At 55.1% G+C, this 18,239-nt stretch carries 17 protein-coding genes; 14 read left to right on the forward strand and 3 right to left on the reverse strand.

The genetic code is table 11. The features are described 5' to 3' along the window. Nucleotides 1-51: 51 nt before the first annotated feature. Nucleotides 52-1,725 carry an FMN-binding glutamate synthase family protein gene (locus AYI87_RS00975; protein ID WP_144198827.1) on the reverse strand — a complete coding sequence of 558 codons (1,674 nt, stop codon included), beginning with the start codon at nt 1,723-1,725 and terminating at the stop codon, nt 52-54. Between the two features lie 220 nt (nt 1,726-1,945). Here AYI87_RS00975 and AYI87_RS00980 point away from each other — a divergent pair, with 220 nt between their 5' ends. Beyond that, nucleotides 1,946-2,446 (forward strand): GNAT family N-acetyltransferase, encoded by a 501-nt coding sequence (locus tag AYI87_RS00980; RefSeq protein ID WP_144198829.1) that lies wholly within the window; start codon nt 1,946-1,948, stop codon nt 2,444-2,446. A gap of 126 nt (nt 2,447-2,572) precedes the next feature. Here AYI87_RS00980 and fur read toward each other — a convergent pair whose 3' ends face one another. Then, nucleotides 2,573-3,004: a ferric iron uptake transcriptional regulator gene (fur, locus tag AYI87_RS00985; RefSeq protein WP_144198831.1), complete on the reverse strand. Its 432-nt coding sequence runs from the start codon at nt 3,002-3,004 to the stop codon at nt 2,573-2,575. 310 nt (nt 3,005-3,314) lie between these two features. Here fur and cobB point away from each other — a divergent pair, with 310 nt between their 5' ends. The 4 genes from cobB (at nt 3,315) to AYI87_RS01005 (ending at nt 5,739) form a co-directional block, all read left to right on the forward strand. Then, a complete protein-coding gene (gene cobB / locus AYI87_RS00990; protein WP_144198833.1) occupies nt 3,315-4,061 on the forward strand; it encodes a Sir2 family NAD+-dependent deacetylase in 747 nt (248 codons plus the stop codon). A 147-nt stretch (nt 4,062-4,208) separates the two neighbouring features. Beyond that, the gene (locus AYI87_RS00995; RefSeq protein WP_186300543.1) at nt 4,209-4,628 is read left to right on the forward strand and encodes an AAA family ATPase; all 420 of its coding nucleotides are present in this window, start codon (nt 4,209-4,211) and stop codon (nt 4,626-4,628) included. Between the two features lie 40 nt (nt 4,629-4,668). Beyond that, nucleotides 4,669-4,956 carry an antibiotic biosynthesis monooxygenase family protein gene (locus AYI87_RS01000; RefSeq protein ID WP_144198837.1) on the forward strand — a complete coding sequence of 96 codons (288 nt, stop codon included), beginning with the start codon at nt 4,669-4,671 and terminating at the stop codon, nt 4,954-4,956. 87 nt (nt 4,957-5,043) lie between these two features. After that, nucleotides 5,044-5,739 carry a peptidase E gene (locus AYI87_RS01005; protein WP_260865056.1) on the forward strand — a complete coding sequence of 232 codons (696 nt, stop codon included), beginning with the start codon at nt 5,044-5,046 and terminating at the stop codon, nt 5,737-5,739. 11 nt (nt 5,740-5,750) lie between these two features. On the opposite strand, the gene AYI87_RS01010 is transcribed toward AYI87_RS01005, so the two are convergent. Continuing rightward, entirely contained in the window at nt 5,751-7,088 is a 1,338-nt protein-coding gene (locus tag AYI87_RS01010; RefSeq protein ID WP_144198841.1) for an alpha/beta hydrolase, read from the reverse strand. Nucleotides 7,089-7,476: 388 nt separating this feature from the next. On the opposite strand from AYI87_RS01010, the gene AYI87_RS01015 reads away from it, so the two are divergent. The 9 genes from AYI87_RS01015 to AYI87_RS01055 all read left to right on the forward strand — a co-directional run bounded on the left by AYI87_RS01015 (nt 7,477) and on the right by AYI87_RS01055 (nt 18,109). Continuing rightward, nucleotides 7,477-8,667: a thiolase family protein gene (locus tag AYI87_RS01015; RefSeq protein WP_144198843.1), complete on the forward strand. Its 1,191-nt coding sequence runs from the start codon at nt 7,477-7,479 to the stop codon at nt 8,665-8,667. A gap of 134 nt (nt 8,668-8,801) precedes the next feature. Further along, nucleotides 8,802-10,307 carry a CoA-acylating methylmalonate-semialdehyde dehydrogenase gene (locus AYI87_RS01020; protein ID WP_144198845.1) on the forward strand — a complete coding sequence of 502 codons (1,506 nt, stop codon included), beginning with the start codon at nt 8,802-8,804 and terminating at the stop codon, nt 10,305-10,307. Between the two features lie 163 nt (nt 10,308-10,470). Continuing rightward, complete coding sequence (locus AYI87_RS01025; protein WP_144198847.1) at nt 10,471-11,628, forward strand: acyl-CoA dehydrogenase family protein; 1,158 nt, start codon at nt 10,471-10,473, stop codon at nt 11,626-11,628. Between the two features lie 15 nt (nt 11,629-11,643). After that, complete coding sequence (locus AYI87_RS01030) at nt 11,644-12,417, forward strand: enoyl-CoA hydratase (protein WP_144198849.1); 774 nt, start codon at nt 11,644-11,646, stop codon at nt 12,415-12,417. Continuing rightward, entirely contained in the window at nt 12,417-13,547 is a 1,131-nt protein-coding gene (locus AYI87_RS01035; RefSeq protein WP_144198851.1) for an enoyl-CoA hydratase/isomerase family protein, read from the forward strand. Before AYI87_RS01030 ends, AYI87_RS01035 begins: the two co-directional genes overlap by 1 nt. 35 nt (nt 13,548-13,582) lie before the next feature. Next, nucleotides 13,583-14,482, forward strand: a complete 900-nt coding sequence (gene mmsB, locus AYI87_RS01040) for a 3-hydroxyisobutyrate dehydrogenase (RefSeq protein ID WP_144198853.1) — start codon at nt 13,583-13,585, stop codon at nt 14,480-14,482. A gap of 4 nt (nt 14,483-14,486) precedes the next feature. After that, the gene (locus AYI87_RS01045; RefSeq protein ID WP_011865472.1) at nt 14,487-15,245 is read left to right on the forward strand and encodes an SDR family oxidoreductase; all 759 of its coding nucleotides are present in this window, start codon (nt 14,487-14,489) and stop codon (nt 15,243-15,245) included. 545 nt (nt 15,246-15,790) lie between these two features. Next, nucleotides 15,791-16,048, forward strand: a complete 258-nt coding sequence (locus AYI87_RS01050) for a hypothetical protein (RefSeq protein WP_144198854.1) — start codon at nt 15,791-15,793, stop codon at nt 16,046-16,048. A gap of 9 nt (nt 16,049-16,057) precedes the next feature. Next, entirely contained in the window at nt 16,058-18,109 is a 2,052-nt protein-coding gene (locus AYI87_RS01055) for an alpha/beta hydrolase family protein (protein ID WP_144198856.1), read from the forward strand. Nucleotides 18,110-18,239: the final 130 nt, after the last annotated feature.

Raw genomic sequence — 18,239 nt, forward strand, 5'->3', positions numbered from 1 at the left:
ATCTAATATCTTGCAAATTCATTAGCTATCAAATTTGTTAGCTTTTAAAGCTTAAGCATTTTTCCTATGGTCGTTTTCCCTATGACGGGAGAGACCAAACTCGGCTGGGGTCAGGATATAGGTATCCTCGCAGTAGAAGTCTTCGGCGGTGCACTGCTGCCACCAGGATGCCCAGGCGGTGCCTTGCAGTTTATCTTCTATGATGGCGTTATGGGTGAGAGGGGCCACCAGACTGCCGGTGGAGATCAGTAGGCCATAGGGTGAGCGGCGCTTAATCATTCGCGGCTTTAACTTGTTGGGGTTATCCAGCCCCATGCTGCCCACCAGTTCATAGAAGGCCTTTAGGGTGTTGTGATGGAAGTTTTTCACCCGCTCGCTCTTCACCTGTACATCCAGCGCCTTGGAGCGGGCCGGGTCTTGGGTGGCGATGCCTGTGGGACACATATTGGTGTTACAGCTTCTGGACTGAATGCAGCCCAGAGACAGCATCATGGTGCGGGCGGCGTTGACTAAGTCGGCGCCCATGGCGATCTTGGTGAGCAGATCGAAGCTGGAGGCTGTCTTACCCGAGGCGATCAGGGTGATCTTGTGCCGTAAGCCCACGCCCACCAGGGCGTTGTTGGCAAAGTAAACCCCTTCGAGACACATCATCCCCAGGCGGTTACTGAACTCGACTGGCGCCGCCCCCGTGCCACCCTCGGCGCCATCTATGGTGATAAAGTCGGGTGTGATGCCTGTCTTGAGCATCGCCTTACAGATGGCGAGAAACTCCGCCGGATTACCTATGCAGAGCTTAAAGCCCACCGGCTTGCCGCCACTCAACTCACGCAGGCGTTTGACGAAGTTGAGCAGGGCGATAGGCGTGGTGCACTCTGGGTTGACCGCGGGGGAGACGCAGTCTTTATCCATAGGGATATGGCGGATGAGGGCGATCTCAGGGGTGATCTTGGCCTTGGGTAGAACGCCGCCGTGACCCGGCTTAGCCCCTTGGCTGAGCTTTATCTCTATCATCTTGATCTGCGGGCGTTTGGCCATCTTCTCGAAGCTGTCGGGGTTGAAGTTGCCCTCATCGTCGCGGCAGCCAAACAGGCCGGAGCCTATTTGCCATACTAGATCGCCGCCATGCTTGAGATGATAGGGACTGGCGCCGCCTTCCCCCGTGTTGTGATAGCAGCCCGCCTTCTTGGCGCCCAGGTTGAGTGCCTCGATGGCATTGGCGCTGAGGGAGCCGAAACTCATGGCCGAGATATTAAAATAAGAGGCGTCATAGGGCTGAGTGCAGTCCGGGCCGCCGATGCGCACCCGCTTGGCCTGTTCATCGATATGTTTAGGCGAGAGTGAATGCCACAGGCTCAGATAGTTCTCCTCTAACAGGTCGCGCTGGGTGCCGAAGGCTATGGTATCGCGCACGTTCTTGGCTCTTTGATAGACCAAGGAGCGCTGCTCGCGGTTAAAGGGGGCTTCCTCCGTGTCGCTGGCGATAAAGTACTGCTGTATCTCTACCCGGTAAGACTCGAGGAAGTAGCGTAGGTAGGCGACCACAGGGTAGAGGCGGTTAAGAGTGTGGGAGCTAAAGAGTAGATCGTAGGCGCCGACCAGGGTGTAGAGCAGGGTAAAGCTGAGAACGAAGACGGCGCCGGTGCCGCCAGAGGTGAAATATAAATAGAGTCCGGCCCCGTTGCCTAGGGTGGCGATAAGCCAAAAGACCTTTTGCATGATTGTCATAACGCATTCCTGTATTGCAGACACTTATCATAATTTGTCTATTGAACGTCATTGCGGCGGCTTTGGCAATCGGGCATCTCTGTGGCGAGCGATGAATTTTGCTTATTTTAAACGGGCTTAGTGTAAAGCTTTGCCGACATGAACTTAGATTAAGACTTCCTAATTTACTCTGTAGTGGGTATATTGAAGGGCTGGATGGGGGAAAAGAAAGGAGTGACAGATGTTCATCGCAGAAACAGAGAGGCTGATTTTACGTCGATTCGAGGCCAAGGATGTGGAGAGTCTATTTCTGCTCAATAGCATTCCCGAGGTGCTGACCTATATTCCCGGCGCGCCCATGACCTGTCGTTCGCAGGCAGAGGATATTTTGGAAAATGTGCTGCTGAAAAACTATCGAGAGCGTGGCTATGGTCGCTGGGCGGTAGAGCACAAGGCTGACAACAAGGTGATAGGCTTCTGCGGCCCTACTTACATCAAAGAGTTTGATGAGGTGGAGCTGGGTTATCGTTATCTGCCTGAATATTGGGGCAAGGGGATTGGCAGCGAGGCAGGACTTGCGGCGTTGTCACGTTTTAAAGATCACGGCATAGATGAGGCGATAGCGCTCATTCTGCTGGGCAACAAGGGATCCGAAGGGGTGGCGCGTAAGCTGGGGATGAGTGAGCGTGAGCGCAGCAAGTTCATGGGCCACAAGGTGAACGTATTTCACAAGGTGTTGTGATACGGTTTGGCTAAGGTGTTGTGATGAAGGCGTTAGTCCTCGCCAGAGATAAACCTTAGATACAAAAAAAGAAACAAAAAAACCAGCTTGATGCTGGTTTTTCTTTATTGGCTGTTTAACAACGAATTATTCGTCGCCGTGGTCGCACTCGTCGTTGGTGCAGACACCGTAGAGGTATAGGCTGTGGTTGGTCAGCTTGATGTTGTGCTTCATGGCGATCTCGTCCTGGCGTCTCTCGATCACTTCGTCAGAAAACTCAATAACCTTGCCACACGAGAGGCACACCAGATGATCATGATGGTGGGTCGAGGCCAGCTCAAATACCGCCTTGCCGCTTTCGAAATGGTGACGGGTGACGATACCCGCGTCATCGAACTGGTTCAGTACACGGTATACCGTGGCCAGTCCAATCTCTTCGCCAATATCGAGCAATTTCTTATATAGTTCTTCTGCACTGATATGCTGGTTTTCGGGCTCCTGCATCAGCTCGAGGATCTTGACTCGTGGTAAGGTGACCTTTAATCCCGCTTTCTTTAGCGCTTGATTTCCATCTGTCATTATTAATCTCTGGATTGAAGAACCATTAGCAATGCCAATAGTGGTTCAGTAGTTGATGTTGAGAACCATTATAGGGGGTGAATTTGAAAACTTAAACCTTTGATCTTGCATATTGTTCGCATCGGCAGAAATTTGTTCTAAATTGGCCCTACCTGTGTGATTTAGGCTGAATTTAACGCGTACTTTTTGTAATGTTATTGAGACTAATGCCTAATAGCCTAACGGCGGCAACTCTGGCAGGATGAAATCTGGTCAACCTGTATCCTGTGGGCGATAGCGACCCGCAAAAGCATAAAAATAAGGAAGAGGGATGTATCGGCAGATCGTAGTGTTAACTGGGGCGGGGATCTCAGCGGAATCTGGTTTGAGAACCTTTAGGGATCAAGATGGGCTTTGGGAAGAGCATAAAATCGAGGACGTGGCGACGCCCGAAGGTTACGCCCGCGACCCGGAAATGGTGGAGCGCTTCTATAACGAGCGCTGGCAACAGCTTCACAATGGCAAGATAGAACCCAATGCCGCCCATATGGCGCTGGCGAGGCTCGAGCAGGAGTTCGATGGCCAGCTGTTGGTGGTAACGCAAAATATCGACGACCTGCATGAACGTGCAGGTTCTCGTCGTCTGCTGCATATGCATGGTGAACTGACCAAGGGACGCTGCCCGCGCTCTCATCAGACCTTTCTGTTGACCGATCACTTTGGGGTCAACCATACCTGTACCTGCTGCATTCCCGCCCAGCGCTTGCGCCCCCACGTAGTTTGGTTTGGCGAGATGCCCATAGGCTTAGATCGCATACAGCATGCGCTGGATACCTGCGATCTCTTTATCGCCATCGGCACCTCGGGCACAGTCTATCCGGCGGCGGGCTTCGTCGACACCGCCAATCATCATGGCGCCCAGACGGTAGAGGTTAACCTGGTGCCAGCGGATCGCCACAGCCAGTTCCAGTATCACCTGCAAGGCAAGGCCAGCGAGATAGTGCCGCAACTGGTGGAGCAGATCCTCGCAGGCGAGGTGATTGGCGATCAGCCCTTATCTGGCGCCGCTAATGTGTAAGTTAAGGCATGAATTAAGGCGTGAGTTAAGGTTTGAGGTCAAGGCGTGAGCCATTTTGAGTGTGACCTCGGTGACCTCGGGGCAGAAGCGCTGACACAAGACGCTGCAACTGCGGCGGACAGTCTCAACAGCCGGCTGGCGATCATCATGCGCGGCCTGCCGGGGAGCGGTAAGAGTCACTGGGTCGATGGCTTCATTACCGCTCGCCCCGACGGTGACGCGATTCGTCGTCGCGGCTATTTCTCTACCGACGATCGTTTCATCATCGCGGGCGAGTATCGCTTCGATGCCAGTAAGTTGTCTGAGTATCATCAGCTTAACCTAACCGGTTTCATTCAGGCCTTGTCGCGCCAGGAGCCCGTGGTGATCTGCGATAACACCAACATGGCCCACTGGGAGTTTATGGCCTATGAGGCCGCCGCCAAGGCGATGGGCTATCAGGTGCGTATTTTGCTGATTGGCGACCCGCAGGATGCGGCGCATCAGGCGCTGTGCGCCGAGCGTAACCAGCATGGCCTGGGGCTCAAGCAGATCCAGGCAATGGCGCGTCAATTCCAGCAGCTGTAAAGACCACAATCTTTCCAATTTAACCTCTTGAGGAAGCAAGATGTTTGCCGTGATTTTTCGGGCCAAGGTGGCCACTTTAGATACTAGATATGCCGAGATGGCCGCCAAGATGCGGCAGTTGGCGATGGATAAGTACCACTGCCAGGACTTCGTTGCCGTTACCGAAGGTGAGCAGGAGATTGCCATCTCCTACTGGCGCAGCGAGGCCGATATTCTGGCCTGGAAACAAGACAGCGAACATAGAATCGCCCAGCAACTTGGCCGCGAGGCCTGGTATGAGAGTTATAAGGTCGAGGTGGTGGCAATCAAGCGTCAGTATCAAGGCTAAGACAAATACTTAACTAGGCCTTTTTTGAGAATTAAGCAGAACATTTGCTTGGGAAGGCAAGCCTCACAAGGAGACGAAACTGTGACTATGGTGCTGATCAGCGATCTTAACAGCGCGGCAAGCCAGGCGGCGATAACCTCTGTGCTCGGTCCCTCTGTTCTTGGTCCCTCTGTGCTCAACCAAGGTGCTAATAAGAGCACTAGCCTGGGTTATCTGGCCTCGGGCCATGAGCCGGAGCAAAGCTACTACCTTGGGGCTCAGGCGCAGTATGCCCGCTTAGGCATGGCGCTTAGCCATTATCTGGATCTCGAGCAGGGCTATACCCAGATGGGGCTGGATAGATTACTCAATTGTCAGGCGATTCACCTTGCCGGCGGCGATACCTTTCAATTTCTGGCTCAGGTGCAGAAACGCGGCCTGATGGCGGAGTTTGCCGAATATCTCAATCGCGGCGGGATCTTAATCGGGCTCAGCGCCGGCGCCATGGTGATGACGCCAAGCATCGCCTGTGCTCCCCTGTGCGGCGATGAGAATCATCTGGGGCTGAGCGATTTGAATGGTATGGGGCTGCTGCCCTATCAATTTCTGCCCCATAGCGATCTGAGCGATGGCGGCGTAGCACTCAGCGTCAGGGCAGCTTGCCTGCTTGAGGCCGCTTCTCTGGCCGAGTATCCGCTGATCCTCTGTGGTGAAGAGGATGCCGTTATCGCCACCAAGGCAGGGCTGCGCGGTTTCGGTCAGCCACTGCTGTTTGATGGTGTGAGCCTTATGTCTCTAGTTTAAAGGCAAAGCCACTATTGCAGCTCCCATAACTCCCAGGTGTTGAGGCGATACTGCTCAGCCAGCGCCAAGGCTTTTTGTTGGTGCCGCTGCGCGTTTGCCTCATCTCCTTGAGATTGGTAATAGAGACTCATCTCCCTGTGCCAGTAGGGTGAGGCTTCGCCCTCTTTAGCAACACTGTCCAGCAGGGCCTTGGCCCGCGCACCGTCGCCCTTAACGTTAAAGCCCTTGGCCACCTGCACTGTCACTATGGTGAGCGAGTCGGGAAATTCCTGCTTTACCGCCGCTAAGATCCCATCGAGTTTATCGAGTTGCTTTGACCAGAACAGATACTTGCCAAACTGATAGGCCTGCAGCCACTCGATGTGAAAGCCGGCCCAGTTTGCCTTGCGCTTGGCAAAATAATCCAGCACGGCGCGGTAGTCGCCAAGGGCCAGCATATCACTGCCATCCAGGCTGTAATCGGGTGATAAAAACAGCAGGCCGTCATTGAGTGCGGGCAGGGCGGTGGTGAAGTGATTTTCGCTCGGGTACTGCTTAAACTGCCAGTGGATCTTTTGCTCGTCATAGCCTTTGAGTGAACTCACCAGTTCATCGACCCCCATCTCCTGCTCATTAGCCAGGGTCAAGAACAGCGGCGCCTCGATGGACGCTTTCTGCAAGCGCTGCTTGAGTAACTCGATATAGTGCATCTTGTCATACCAAACGCTCGGACTCATGGCCAGATAGGCATCGAAGGGGCTGTTTACTTGTGTCATGGCATAGAGGGTGAAGAGGCCGCCCAGCGAGTAGCCGGCCAGCGCCTTGTGGGGATTAGTGCGAAACTGCTTGTCAATAGTGGGCACTAGCTCCTTGGTCAGATAGCGATAGAAGGTGTCTGCGCCGCCAAAGGCCTCGCCCTCGTCGCTCTTCCAGGTGGTGGCGTAGAGATAATCGCTCTGGCCTTGATTGGCGATGCCCACCACTATCATGGGCGCTATTTTGCCCATGCGCGCCAGATGCAGTGCCAGGGACGATACATGTTGAAATTGAAAGTCGGCATCCACCACATAGAGCACGGGGTAGTGCCGCGTGTTGCCATGGTAGCCTTCGGGCAGGGAGACCATGTAGCGCCTTGGCGCCTTAAACTCGCGCGAGTCATGGCTATATTCGTATCCCGCGATGATGGCACTGCCACTTGCTGTGACGTCTGCGTTAGCTGGCATCTCGGCCCATGCCTGGGTGAGGGTCATCAGCAGGCAGACGCAGAGGGAAAGGCATTTTCCCAGGGCTGTAGGGGTATTTGTTCTTATTGGTTCTGGTGTTGTAGGTACTGATGTCTTAGGTACTGATGTCTTAGGTATTGGAGTCATAAGTCGTCCCGTCCATGTGAAACTAGTAGGCTGATAGCCTTATATTTTTAACCTTATTTTTACCAGTAAATAGTCACTTATGTCTTGCTAAAAAGTGCTTCATCTTGCCTTTTCTATCCATTACTTATTGTTTTTAATCGCTTTACTCATGTTTTGCTGCAGCAGGCTAGCCTATTCCCCTTGTTGCGCACACCACCAAAAACAGCATCTTGTCGCCAAGCTGTAAATTCAGCCTGACAAGACATTAGACTAAAGTTAGTGAAATTCGACCAGTTAATACTTGCTTTACGTTCGCGTAAACGTCACAGTGATATTATTTGAACATGATCACGCTTCCCAAGGGGAAACGTGTGATGTAAGCGCATAAGTACCTTGAATGGAGCGGAAGATGAGTACAGAGCAAACTAACCAAGAAATCGTGATTGTCGCGGCAAAACGCACCCCAATGGGCGGATTCCAGGGATCCCTTTCCAGCGTGCCGTCACCGACACTCGCCGCCACGGCGATCAAGGGACTCATGGACGCCGCCGGTGTTCAGGGCGGCGATGTCAACGAAGTCTTGATGGGCTGCGTATTACCGGCAGGCCTGGGTCAGGCGCCGGCGCGTCAGGCAACCTTAGGTGCGGATCTTCCCCTGTCTGTAGGCGCGACCACAGTCAACAAGGTGTGTGGTTCAGGCATGAAGACAGTCATGCTGGCTCACGACCTGATCAAGGCCGGTAGCGCCGATGTCGTGATCGCCGGTGGAATGGAGAGCATGAGCCAGGCGCCTTACCTGTTAGATAAGGCGCGCGGCGGCATGCGCATGGGTCATGGCAAGGTGCTGGATCACATGTTCCTCGATGGTCTGGAAGATGCTTACACAGGCGGCGCCATGGGCACCTTTGCCCAGAAGACGGCCGATGATTTTGGTATTACCCGTGAGGCGATGGACAACTTCGCCCTGAGCTCGCTGCAAAAAGCTAACGCCGCCATCGAGTCTGGCGCCTTCAAGGACGAGATAGTGCCGGTTACCGTGGCCAGCCGTAAAGGCGATCTTGTTGTCGATACCGACGAGCAGCCAGGTAACGCCAGACCCGAGAAGATCCCAACTCTGCGTCCCGCTTTTGCCAAAGATGGCACCATCACAGCTGCCAACTCAAGCTCTATCTCAGATGGCGCAGCGGTGCTGATGCTGATGAGTGCAGACGAGGCGAGCAAGCGCGGTCTAGAAGTACTGGCCACTATCAAGGGCCATACTACCCATTCACAAGAGCCTTCTATGTTCACTACTGCGCCAGTGGGTGCCATGAACAAGCTGCTGGATAAGGTGAACTGGTCGAAAGATGATGTGGATCTGTTTGAGATCAACGAAGCCTTCGCCATGGTCACCATGCTTGCCATCTCTGAACTTGGCCTGGATGAGGCTAAGGTCAACGTCAATGGCGGCGCCTGTGCACTTGGCCATCCTATCGGCTGCTCGGGTGCCCGCGTACTGGTGACGCTTATCCACGCCCTGAAGGCCAGAGGTCTTAAGCGCGGTGTAGCCTCGCTCTGTATCGGCGGTGGTGAAGCCACGGCCATGGCTATCGAAGTGTAATTCCCTTATTTAGGCTCGCCACGCGAGCCTATGCATTCACCCATGATTATGTGAGTTTTTTGCTGTCACTTACATAGCAGATCATCAGGTAGTGGCAGACGCCCAGGCCTGTTAGACGTATTTAGGAAAGCGATATGACAACTCAAGTAAAACATTACATCGACGGTCAGTTTATTTTAGGTAGCGGCCAGCAACAGATCTCTGTCACCAATCCGGCGAACAACGAGGTGATTGCCACCATCAACGCCGCTACGGTAGAAGAAGTTGAAACCGCGATCGCCAGCGCCAAGCAAGCCTTTGCTACCTGGAAAGAGGTGCCTGTGTCTGAGCGTGCGCGCGTCATGTTCCGTTACCAGCACCTATTAAAGCTGCATCACGATGAGATTGCCACCATCCTGGCCCAGGAAACCGGTAAGACCTTCGAAGATGCCAAGGGCGATGTATGGCGCGGTATCGAGGTGGCAGAGCATGCCTGTAATATCGCCAGCCTGATCATGGGTGAAACCGTTGAAAACGTGGCCCGCAGCATAGACACCTATAGCTATACCCAACCGCTGGGGGTGTGCGCCGGTATTACGCCGTTTAACTTCCCTGCGATGATCCCACTGTGGATGTTCCCATTGGCGATCGCCTGTGGTAACACCTTCGTGCTTAAGCCATCTGAGCAAGATCCGCTGACGCCACAGCGTCTGGTTGAGCTGTTCGAAGAAGCCGGCGCGCCTAAGGGCGTACTGCAGCTGGTACATGGCGACAAGACGGCGGTAGACGTGCTGCTTAGCCATCAGGATATCAAGGCGATCTCTTTCGTCGGCTCTGTGGGCGTGGGTCAGTACATCTATAAGACAGGTACCGACAACCTCAAGCGCGTTCAGGCCTTTGCTGGCGCCAAGAACCACTGCGTCATCATGCCGGATGCCAACAAGCAGCAGGTGATCAACAACCTGGTGGGCGCCTCTGTGGGCGCGGCCGGTCAGCGCTGTATGGCCCTGTCGGTAGCGGTATTTGTCGGTGAAGCCAAGAAGTGGATCCCTGAGCTGCGTGACGCCATCGCCAAGGTTAGACCCGGCGTATGGGACGATAAAGACGCGGCCTATGGCCCAGTTATCAGCCCGGCCGCCAAGGAGCGTGTGCTTAAGTTGATTGCCCAGGGTAAGGAAGAGGGCGCCGAGTGTCTGCTGGACGGTAGCGATTTCACCGTCGAAGGCTATGAAAATGGCAACTGGGTTGGCCCAACCATGTTTACCAATGTGACCACCGACATGAGCATCTACAAGGAAGAGATCTTCGGCCCTGTACTCTGCTGCATGGAAGTCGAGTCGCTGGAAGAGGCGATCGAGCTGGTCAACAACAGCCCATATGGTAACGGTACCTCTATCTTCACCGCTTGCGGCGCCGCGGCCCGTAAGTATCAACACAACATCGAAGTGGGTCAGGTAGGGATCAACGTGCCTATTCCTGTGCCACTGCCATTCTTCTCGTTCACAGGTTGGAAGGGCAGCTTCTACGGCGATCAACACGCCTATGGTAAGCAGGCGGTGCGCTTCTACACAGAGACCAAGACTATTACCGCTCGTTGGTTCGAGACAGATATCGTCGAGGCGGAGCACCATGCGCCTAACATGACGATTGCCCTGAAATAAGGGATAGCAAGAGACCTTGCAAGGTAAAAGCGATAAGGCCGGGGCCGAATCGCTTTTATCATTACTAGCCTTCAATAAGTTAAGCGCCGCCATAAATAAGCCGGGTACTGGAGCCAAATAAAAAGGCCCAAGGCAAATACAAAGGCGCGAAAGGAGAGATCAGATGGATTTTAATCTGAATGAAGACCAGCGTCAGTTCGCCGAACTGGCTACCCAATTCGCCCAGGAAGAGCTGGCACCCTTTGCCGCCAAGTGGGACGAAGAACATCATTTTCCTAAAGACGTGATCCAAAAAGCCGGTGAGCTGGGTTTCTGCTCGCTCTACTCGCCCGAGTCGGAAGGTGGCATGGGCCTGTCACGTCTGGATTCATCCATTATTTTCGAGCAGCTCGCCATGGGCTGTACCGCGACAACCGCCATGCTGACCATTCACAACATGGCCACCTGGATGGTGACAAGCTTCGGTTCTCAGACCCTGCGCGACGAATGGTCTGAGGCGCTGACCACAGGTAACAAGCTGGCCTCATACTGTCTGACTGAGTCGGGTGCGGGTAGTGACGCGGCGTCACTCAAGACCAAGGCGGTACGTGAAGGCGATGAGTATGTGATCTCAGGCGCCAAGATGTTTATCTCGGGCGCAGGCTCTACCGAGCTATTGGTCGTCATGTGCCGCACCGGCGACGCCGGTCCTAAGGGGATCTCGGCCATCGCCATTCCGGCCGATGCCGCAGGGATCACCTACGGTAAGGCGGAGGATAAGATGGGCTGGAACGCCCAGCCGACCCGCGAGATCACCTTCGACAAGGTGCGTGTGCCTGTGACTAACCTACTGGGTGAAGAGGGCCAGGGCTTTACTTTCGCCATGAAGGGCCTAGACGGCGGTCGTATCAACATCGCCACCTGCTCTGTGGGTACAGCCCAGGCGGCGCTGGAGCGCGCCCAGCAATATATGAACGAGCGTCAGCAGTTTGGTAAGCCAATCGCCGCCTTCCAGGCGCTGCAATTCAAACTGGCCGACATGGCGACAGAATTGGTCGCCGCCCGTCAGATGGTGCGCCTAGCTGCCTTTAAACTCGACTCTGGCGACCCAGAGGCGACCGCCTACTGCGCCATGGCGAAACGCTTTGCCACCGACGTGGGCTTTAACGTGTGTGACAGCGCGCTGCAGCTACACGGCGGCTATGGCTATATCCGCGAATATCCGCTGGAGCGTCATTTCCGCGACGTGCGCGTGCACCAGATCCTAGAGGGCACCAACGAGATCATGCGTCTCATCATTGCCCGTCGTCTACTCGACGAAAACGCCAGCCAAATCTTATAGTCAGGGAGAAGAGAGATGACAGCGATAGTTGAACAGATCATCGGCCATACCGCCGTACTGACCATGAACAACCCACCGGCTAACACCTGGACGGCCGACAGCCTGGCGCTGCTTAAGCAGAAGGTGACTGAGCTGAACGCGAACAAGGAGATCTACGCCCTGGTACTGACCGGCGAAGGCGAGAAATTTTTCAGCGCCGGCGCCGATCTCAAGCTGTTTGCCGACGGCGACAAGGGTAACGCTGCCACCATGGCGAAGCATTTCGGTGAGGCCTTCGAGGCCTTGAGTGGTTTCCGCGGCGTCTCTATCGCCGCCATCAACGGCTACGCCATGGGCGGTGGCCTGGAAGTTGCACTGGCCTGTGATATCCGTATCGCCGAGGCTCAGGCCGTGATGGCACTGCCAGAAGCCACCGTCGGCCTGCTGCCATGTGCCGGCGGTACCCAGAACCTGACGGCCCTGGTGGGCGAAGGCTGGGCCAAGCGCATGATCCTCTGCGGCGAGCGTGTAGGCGCCGACAAGGCGCTGAGTATTGGTCTCATCGAAGAGGTAGTCGACAAGGGAGCAGCCCTTGATACCGCCATGGCGCTGGCCGAGAAGGTGGCTAACCAGAGCCCAAGCAGCGTGACCGTGTGTAAGCAGCTGATCCAATCGGGCCGCGCCATGCCGCGCACTCAGGCGCTGCCACTAGAGCGTGAGCTGTTTGTGGGCCTGTTCGATACCGAAGATCAGGCCGAAGGGGTTAATGCCTTCCTGGAGAAGCGCAAAGCAAACTGGAAGAACCGCTAATGACTGAGCAGACTAATAGTGTGGTCTTTCAGACCTTAGGGACCTTATCGGGTAAGCTGGTGGGCGTGGCCACCCTCAACATGGAGAAGGCACTTAACGCCCTCAACATGGAGATGGTGCGCGCGCTGACTACTCAGCTCACAGCCTGGGCCGACGATGACGCCATCGCCATGGTGGTCCTTGACGGTGCGGGTGAGAAGGCCTTCTGCGCCGGCGGCGATGTACGCGCCCTCTATCAGGCTGCCCGTGAGCTGCCGGGCGAGATCCCCGAGGTGACTCAGGACTTCTTTACCCGAGAGTATTTCCTCGATCATCTGCTGCATACCTTCGACAAGCCAGTGCTTGTGTGGGGTGATGGCATAGTCATGGGCGGCGGTCTCGGCCTGATGGCCGGTGCCAGTCACCGCGTGGTGACCGAGCGTTCTCGTATCGCCATGCCAGAGGTGACCATAGGCCTCTATCCCGATGTGGGCGGCAGTTACTTTCTCAACCGTATGCCTGGCCATATGGGCCGTTTCCTGGGCATGACCGCCTATAATATGGATGGCGCCGACGCCTTCTATGTTGGCCTGGGTAATCACTACCTGAATTCAAGTGACAAGCAGCCGCTGTTCGATGCGCTTTCAAGCATCGACTGGGAGAGCGATGTTTGCGCCAATCACGGCAAGCTCAACGCGCTGCTTGAGGCGATGTCGAGCCGCTGCGCCCAGCCGATGGGGGAGAGTATCCTCGAGCAGCATCAAGCCGAGATCGATGCCCTGATGGACGGTGAACTCAATGAGATAATGACCAGAGTGAAGGCGGTTGAAGACGCCGAGCCTTGGCTTTCACGCGCCCTAAGCACCATGCTGGCCGGCAGCCCGCTGAGTCTGCATCTGGTGTATCAGCAGTCGCTACTTGGCACTGAGCTGAGCCTGAGTCAGGTCTTCCAGTTGGAGTTGGGACTGAGCTGTAACTGCTGCTCAATCGGTGACTTTGCCGAAGGGGTGAGGGCACTGCTTATCGATAAGGACCGTCAGCCCCAGTGGCTGTATGACACCGTCGAAGCCGTTCCACAAGAGATGGTCAAGTCACTGATGACCTCGCCATGGGATCCGCAAAACGATCCACTGCGTACCTTAGGCCAATAATTTTTCAGGCAAAGCCTGAGGAAAAGGAGCAAAACATGAATACAGTTGCATTTATCGGATTAGGTAACATGGGGGGCCCGATGGCGGTCAACCTGGTGAAGGCTGGCTACACGGTTAAGGCCTTCGACCTCTCTCAGGCGGCCCTGAGCCATGTGGTTGAGGAGGGCGCCATGCAGGCGCCGAGTGCCTGCGCGGCAGCGGCGGCGGCCGATGTGGTGATCACCATGTTGCCTGCGGGCAAGCATGTGCGCAGTCTCTATCTGGGAGATGAGCAGAACAAAGGCATCATAGATGTGGTAGCCGACGGCACCCTGCTAATCGACTGTTCTACCATAGACGCCGAGAGCGCGCGTTTTGTCGCCGAGCAGGCCAAGGCCAAGGGACTCGAGTTTATCGATGCGCCAGTATCGGGCGGCACAGCCGGTGCGGCGGCTGGTACCCTGACCTTCATCTGTGGCGGCAGCGATACCGCCTTCGAGCAGGCCCAAGGCGTGCTGAATGTTATGGGCGCCAATATCTTCCACGCAGGCGGCCCGGGCGCCGGTCAGGTAGCCAAGATCTGTAACAACATGCTCTTGTCTGTACTCATGGTCGGCACCAGCGAGTCGATTCAGATGGGGATCGACCATGGACTGGACCCTAAGGTGCTCTCTGAGATCATGAAGGTCAGTAGTGGTGGTAATTGGACGCTAGATAAATATAATCCTTGTCCAGATGTGATGGAAAACGTGCCATCATCAAATGGTTACCAGGGTGGATTCATGGTTGATCTTATGGTGAAAGACTTAGGTCTGTCCCAGGAGGCGGCCTTGCTCTCTAACTCGAGCACCCCAATGGGCGCCTTGGCCCGTAGCCTGTACGTGAATCATGCCCGTCAGGGCAATGGTAAGCGTGATTTCTCCAGTATTTTTGAGCAGTTTAATAAAAAAGGGTAAGTTGATGGATTTAAAAGATAAGGTTGTTGTCATCACAGGTGGTGCCGGTGGTTTAGGTTTTGCGATGGCCCAAGAACTTGCCGCTGCGGGTGCCAAGCTGGCACTTATCGATGTGGATCAGGAGAAGCTAGAGCGCGCCTGTGCCGACATCGGCGATACCACTGAGGTGCAAGGTTACGCCTTCGACATTACCGATGAAGAAGATGTGGTTGCCGGTTTCGGTTATATCCTCGAAGATTTCGGCCAGGTTAACGTGCTGGTTAACAACGCGGGGATTCTGCTCGACGGCATGCTGGTGAAGGCCAAAGAGGGTGAGGTAACAGATCGCATGTCGCTGGCGCAGTTCCAGGCGGTGATCAATGTTAACCTGACGGGCTCTTTCCTCTGCGGACGCGAAGCCGCAGCGGCGATGATCACTTCTAAGCAGCAGGGTGTTATCGTTAACATCTCTAGCCTGGCGAAGGCGGGTAACATTGGCCAGACCAACTACGCGGCCTCTAAGGCGGGCGTTGCAGCTATGTCTGTGGGCTGGGCCAAAGAGCTGGCACGCTACAATATCCGTAGCGCCGCGGTGGCGCCGGGTGTTATCGAGACTGAGATGACGGCGGCCATGAAGCCTGAGGCACTTGAGCGTCTGGAGAAGATGGTGCCAGTTGGACGTCTGGGCCAGGCAAGCGAAATCGCCTCTACCGTTAAGTTCATCATCGAAAACGACTATGTAAACGGTCGCGTGTTCGAAATAGACGGCGGTATCCGCATCTAAGTCGTTCATTATGGTTGTGCGAAACGGGCCCAGTGCCCGTTTTTTTATGGCGACGCCTATCCTTGGTAAAGGTGCTATGTGCTAAGGCGTGCCACTTGATGTAATCTAAGGAAGGTGCGAATAAGTCCCGTGCTTGCTCTGCGTGTGCTTAAAGTGGATAGATGCAAGGCACAGTTTGCAGCGAATGGCCCTAGTCCTTCGCAAGAACTGTAACGCAGAAAATACCGCTGTAAGCCTCGCCCTGCGGGGCTTTGATAGCAACACCATTTCGGCGTTATTCAACTTCAGCAGGCCTCGGCATGCCCTCAGTTGAATGCCTTGAACTGTCGCTGCTATCAAAGCCAGAGCTGTGCGACGACTTGTTCGTACCTTCCCTAATACCAATCACGGTAGGTAAGTGATCATAAATAGCGCGGGAAAAACGGTCGAGAACAAGGCAGGATTTTTCGATAAGTAGGTATTCTACAATCAAAAAGCGTAACGCCGTTATCGGAGGTTTTAACAAGCTAGCATGATCAGTTATTTACCACGATTGGTATAACCTTATGAGTAATAAAAGAAAGATGATATGGTTTGAACAAGCAACCAAGACGCTGATGCTAATTGTGGGTGTCCTTGGGGTGGTGGTGATCTATGCTGGTTTCTTCTTTCTGCTGATAACCCAGTCTACGGCCAGCTTCTTACCCTGGTATATTCTGATCTCCCCCTGGCTCTGTATCTACTTCGGTCTTAGCGGTGAGAAGCAGAGGCTCACTCTCCTGTGGTTGCGACGTAAGTTATTCTTTTGGCATAAATTCAAGTGAAATAAGACTATGGCGCGACGGTTCAAAAACCTGACTCTGGTGCTGATCATGGTGGCCGTAGCCGCCGTGCTTTCGATGCGCCTTTTTCAGGTCGAGTCTCCCGAACAGCCCCGAGATAAGCGTAGCGGCCGTTTGATCGCCGATTACGGCAGCTGGCACTCGGTTCTATCTGCCAAGCAGGTCTACGCCCCCTCGGACAGCTTCGGCGTACTCAGGCCCATGGAGGGTGGACTCTATTTCACCCAGGCCGATGCAGGTCGCGGCGGCAAGGTGGGGGTGAATAAGCTCACGCCAAAGGGTGAGGTGGCGAGCATCATAGATCCCGAATTCGATGTGAAGAGCCGGGTGCACGAGTATGGCGGCGCCCCCGTGCTGGCCATAGGTAACAGCCTGTTTGCGGTGAAAAGTGACGATCAGCGCCTCTATCGTATCGCCCCCAATCAGGCGCCCGTGGCACTAACGCCAGCAGATACGCGTCACGCCGACTGCGTCTCTTACCCTAAAGGTTCGCGCATCATCTGTGTGCGCGAAGATCACCGCCTGGCTGGCGAACCCACCGCCAGTATAGTGGCGTTAAACCTCAATTTTGAAAACGAAGGTGAGACCCTGGTCAGCGGTAGTGATTTTTACGCCGCGCCCCGTGTCTCACCGGATAATCGCCAGCTGGCCTGGATAAGCTGGCAGCAACCTAATATGCCCTGGGACAACACTGAGCTCTGGGTTGCCGATCTCGATCCCAAGGGCGGCATCAACAACCCAAGACGCTTGCTGGCTAATCTTAAAGGCGCCATCACTCAGCCGCTCTACAGCCCCGGCGGTGAGCTCTATGTGGTGGCTGATTTTAACAACTGGTGGAACCTCTATCGCATCACGCCTGAGGGCGATGCCCTGCCTGTGCTCGAATTGGCGGGTGAATTTGCCCGGCCCGACTGGTTGCTGGGCAACCACAGCTATGCCTTCGAGTCAGAGGAGCAACTGATCGCCAGCGTGCAGACAGAGGGCAGGACATATTTGCTACGACTGCATACCCAGCTTGGGATCAGTGAGTCGATTGCCGCCGAGTTTGCCGAGATTAAACAGGTGGTTAAAGGGCCGGACGGTGTCTATTTCATCGGCAGTAAGGTAACACCGGAGAAGGGGATCTATCGCATTCGGGGTCGGGGTGTCGAGTGGGTATATGCGCCCCGGGTGACGCCCCTTGACCCACGCTATATTTCACGTGCCGAGCCTATCCAGTTCACCTCCGACATCAGTGGGCTGCCGGTTTATGGCTACTTCTACGGCCCCATGAACCCAGATTATATCGCGCCGGACGACCAACGCCCGCCGCTTATCGTCATGTTGCATGGCGGCCCCACCTGGCGGGCCAGTCTGAATTTTCGCCGGGACATCCAGTTTTGGACCAGCCGCGGCTTTGCCGTGCTGGATGTCAATTACAGTGGTAGCTCAGGCTTTGGCCGTGACTATCGTCAGAGTCTCTATGGTTTGTGGGGTAGGGCCGAGGTGGAAGATGCCATCGAGGCCGCCGATTATGTGATGGACAAGGGCTGGGTCGATGCCGACAAGGTGGCCATTCGCGGCATGAGCGCTGGCGGCTTCAGCGTGCTCTCGGCGATGGCCTTCTATCATACCTTCAAGGCCGGTGTGGTCTACTCGGGGATCAGCGATCTCGAGGCCCTTGACCGGGAGACCCATAAGTTTGAGCAAGGCTACCTGCATCACTTGGTCGGCGAGCTCAAACCTAACTCGCCCCTCTACCGTCAGCGCTCGCCACTGTATCACTTAGACGATCTCAAGGCGCCGCTGCTGCTGGTGCAGGGGGCCAAGGATCCTATCGTGCCCGCGAGGCAGTCCGAGGCCATCTACGCCGCGCTGAAACGCCGGGGCGTGCCCGTGGCCTATCTGCAATTTGACGATGAGGGCCACGGAGTGCAGAAGCCATTGAATCGCATCGCCGCGCTTAACGCCGAATTATCCTTTTATGGTCAGGTGTTTGGCTTTACGCCAGCCGATAAGCTGAGTCCACTTGCCATAGATAACGCGCTCGCCCTGGGCCATTAAAGACGGCAGAGAGACGAAGCGGAAAAGCGGCTGAAAATCGCCCGCTTAAGTTGCTAAAATCCCCCAAAGTGGCTATAGTAGCGCGCTTTAAAATATCCCTTTAGCGCAGTTTTTCATCAGCTTGTCATCG

Source organism: Shewanella sp. KCT (assembly GCF_007636505.1).
GTDB lineage: Bacteria > Pseudomonadota > Gammaproteobacteria > Enterobacterales > Shewanellaceae > Shewanella > Shewanella halotolerans.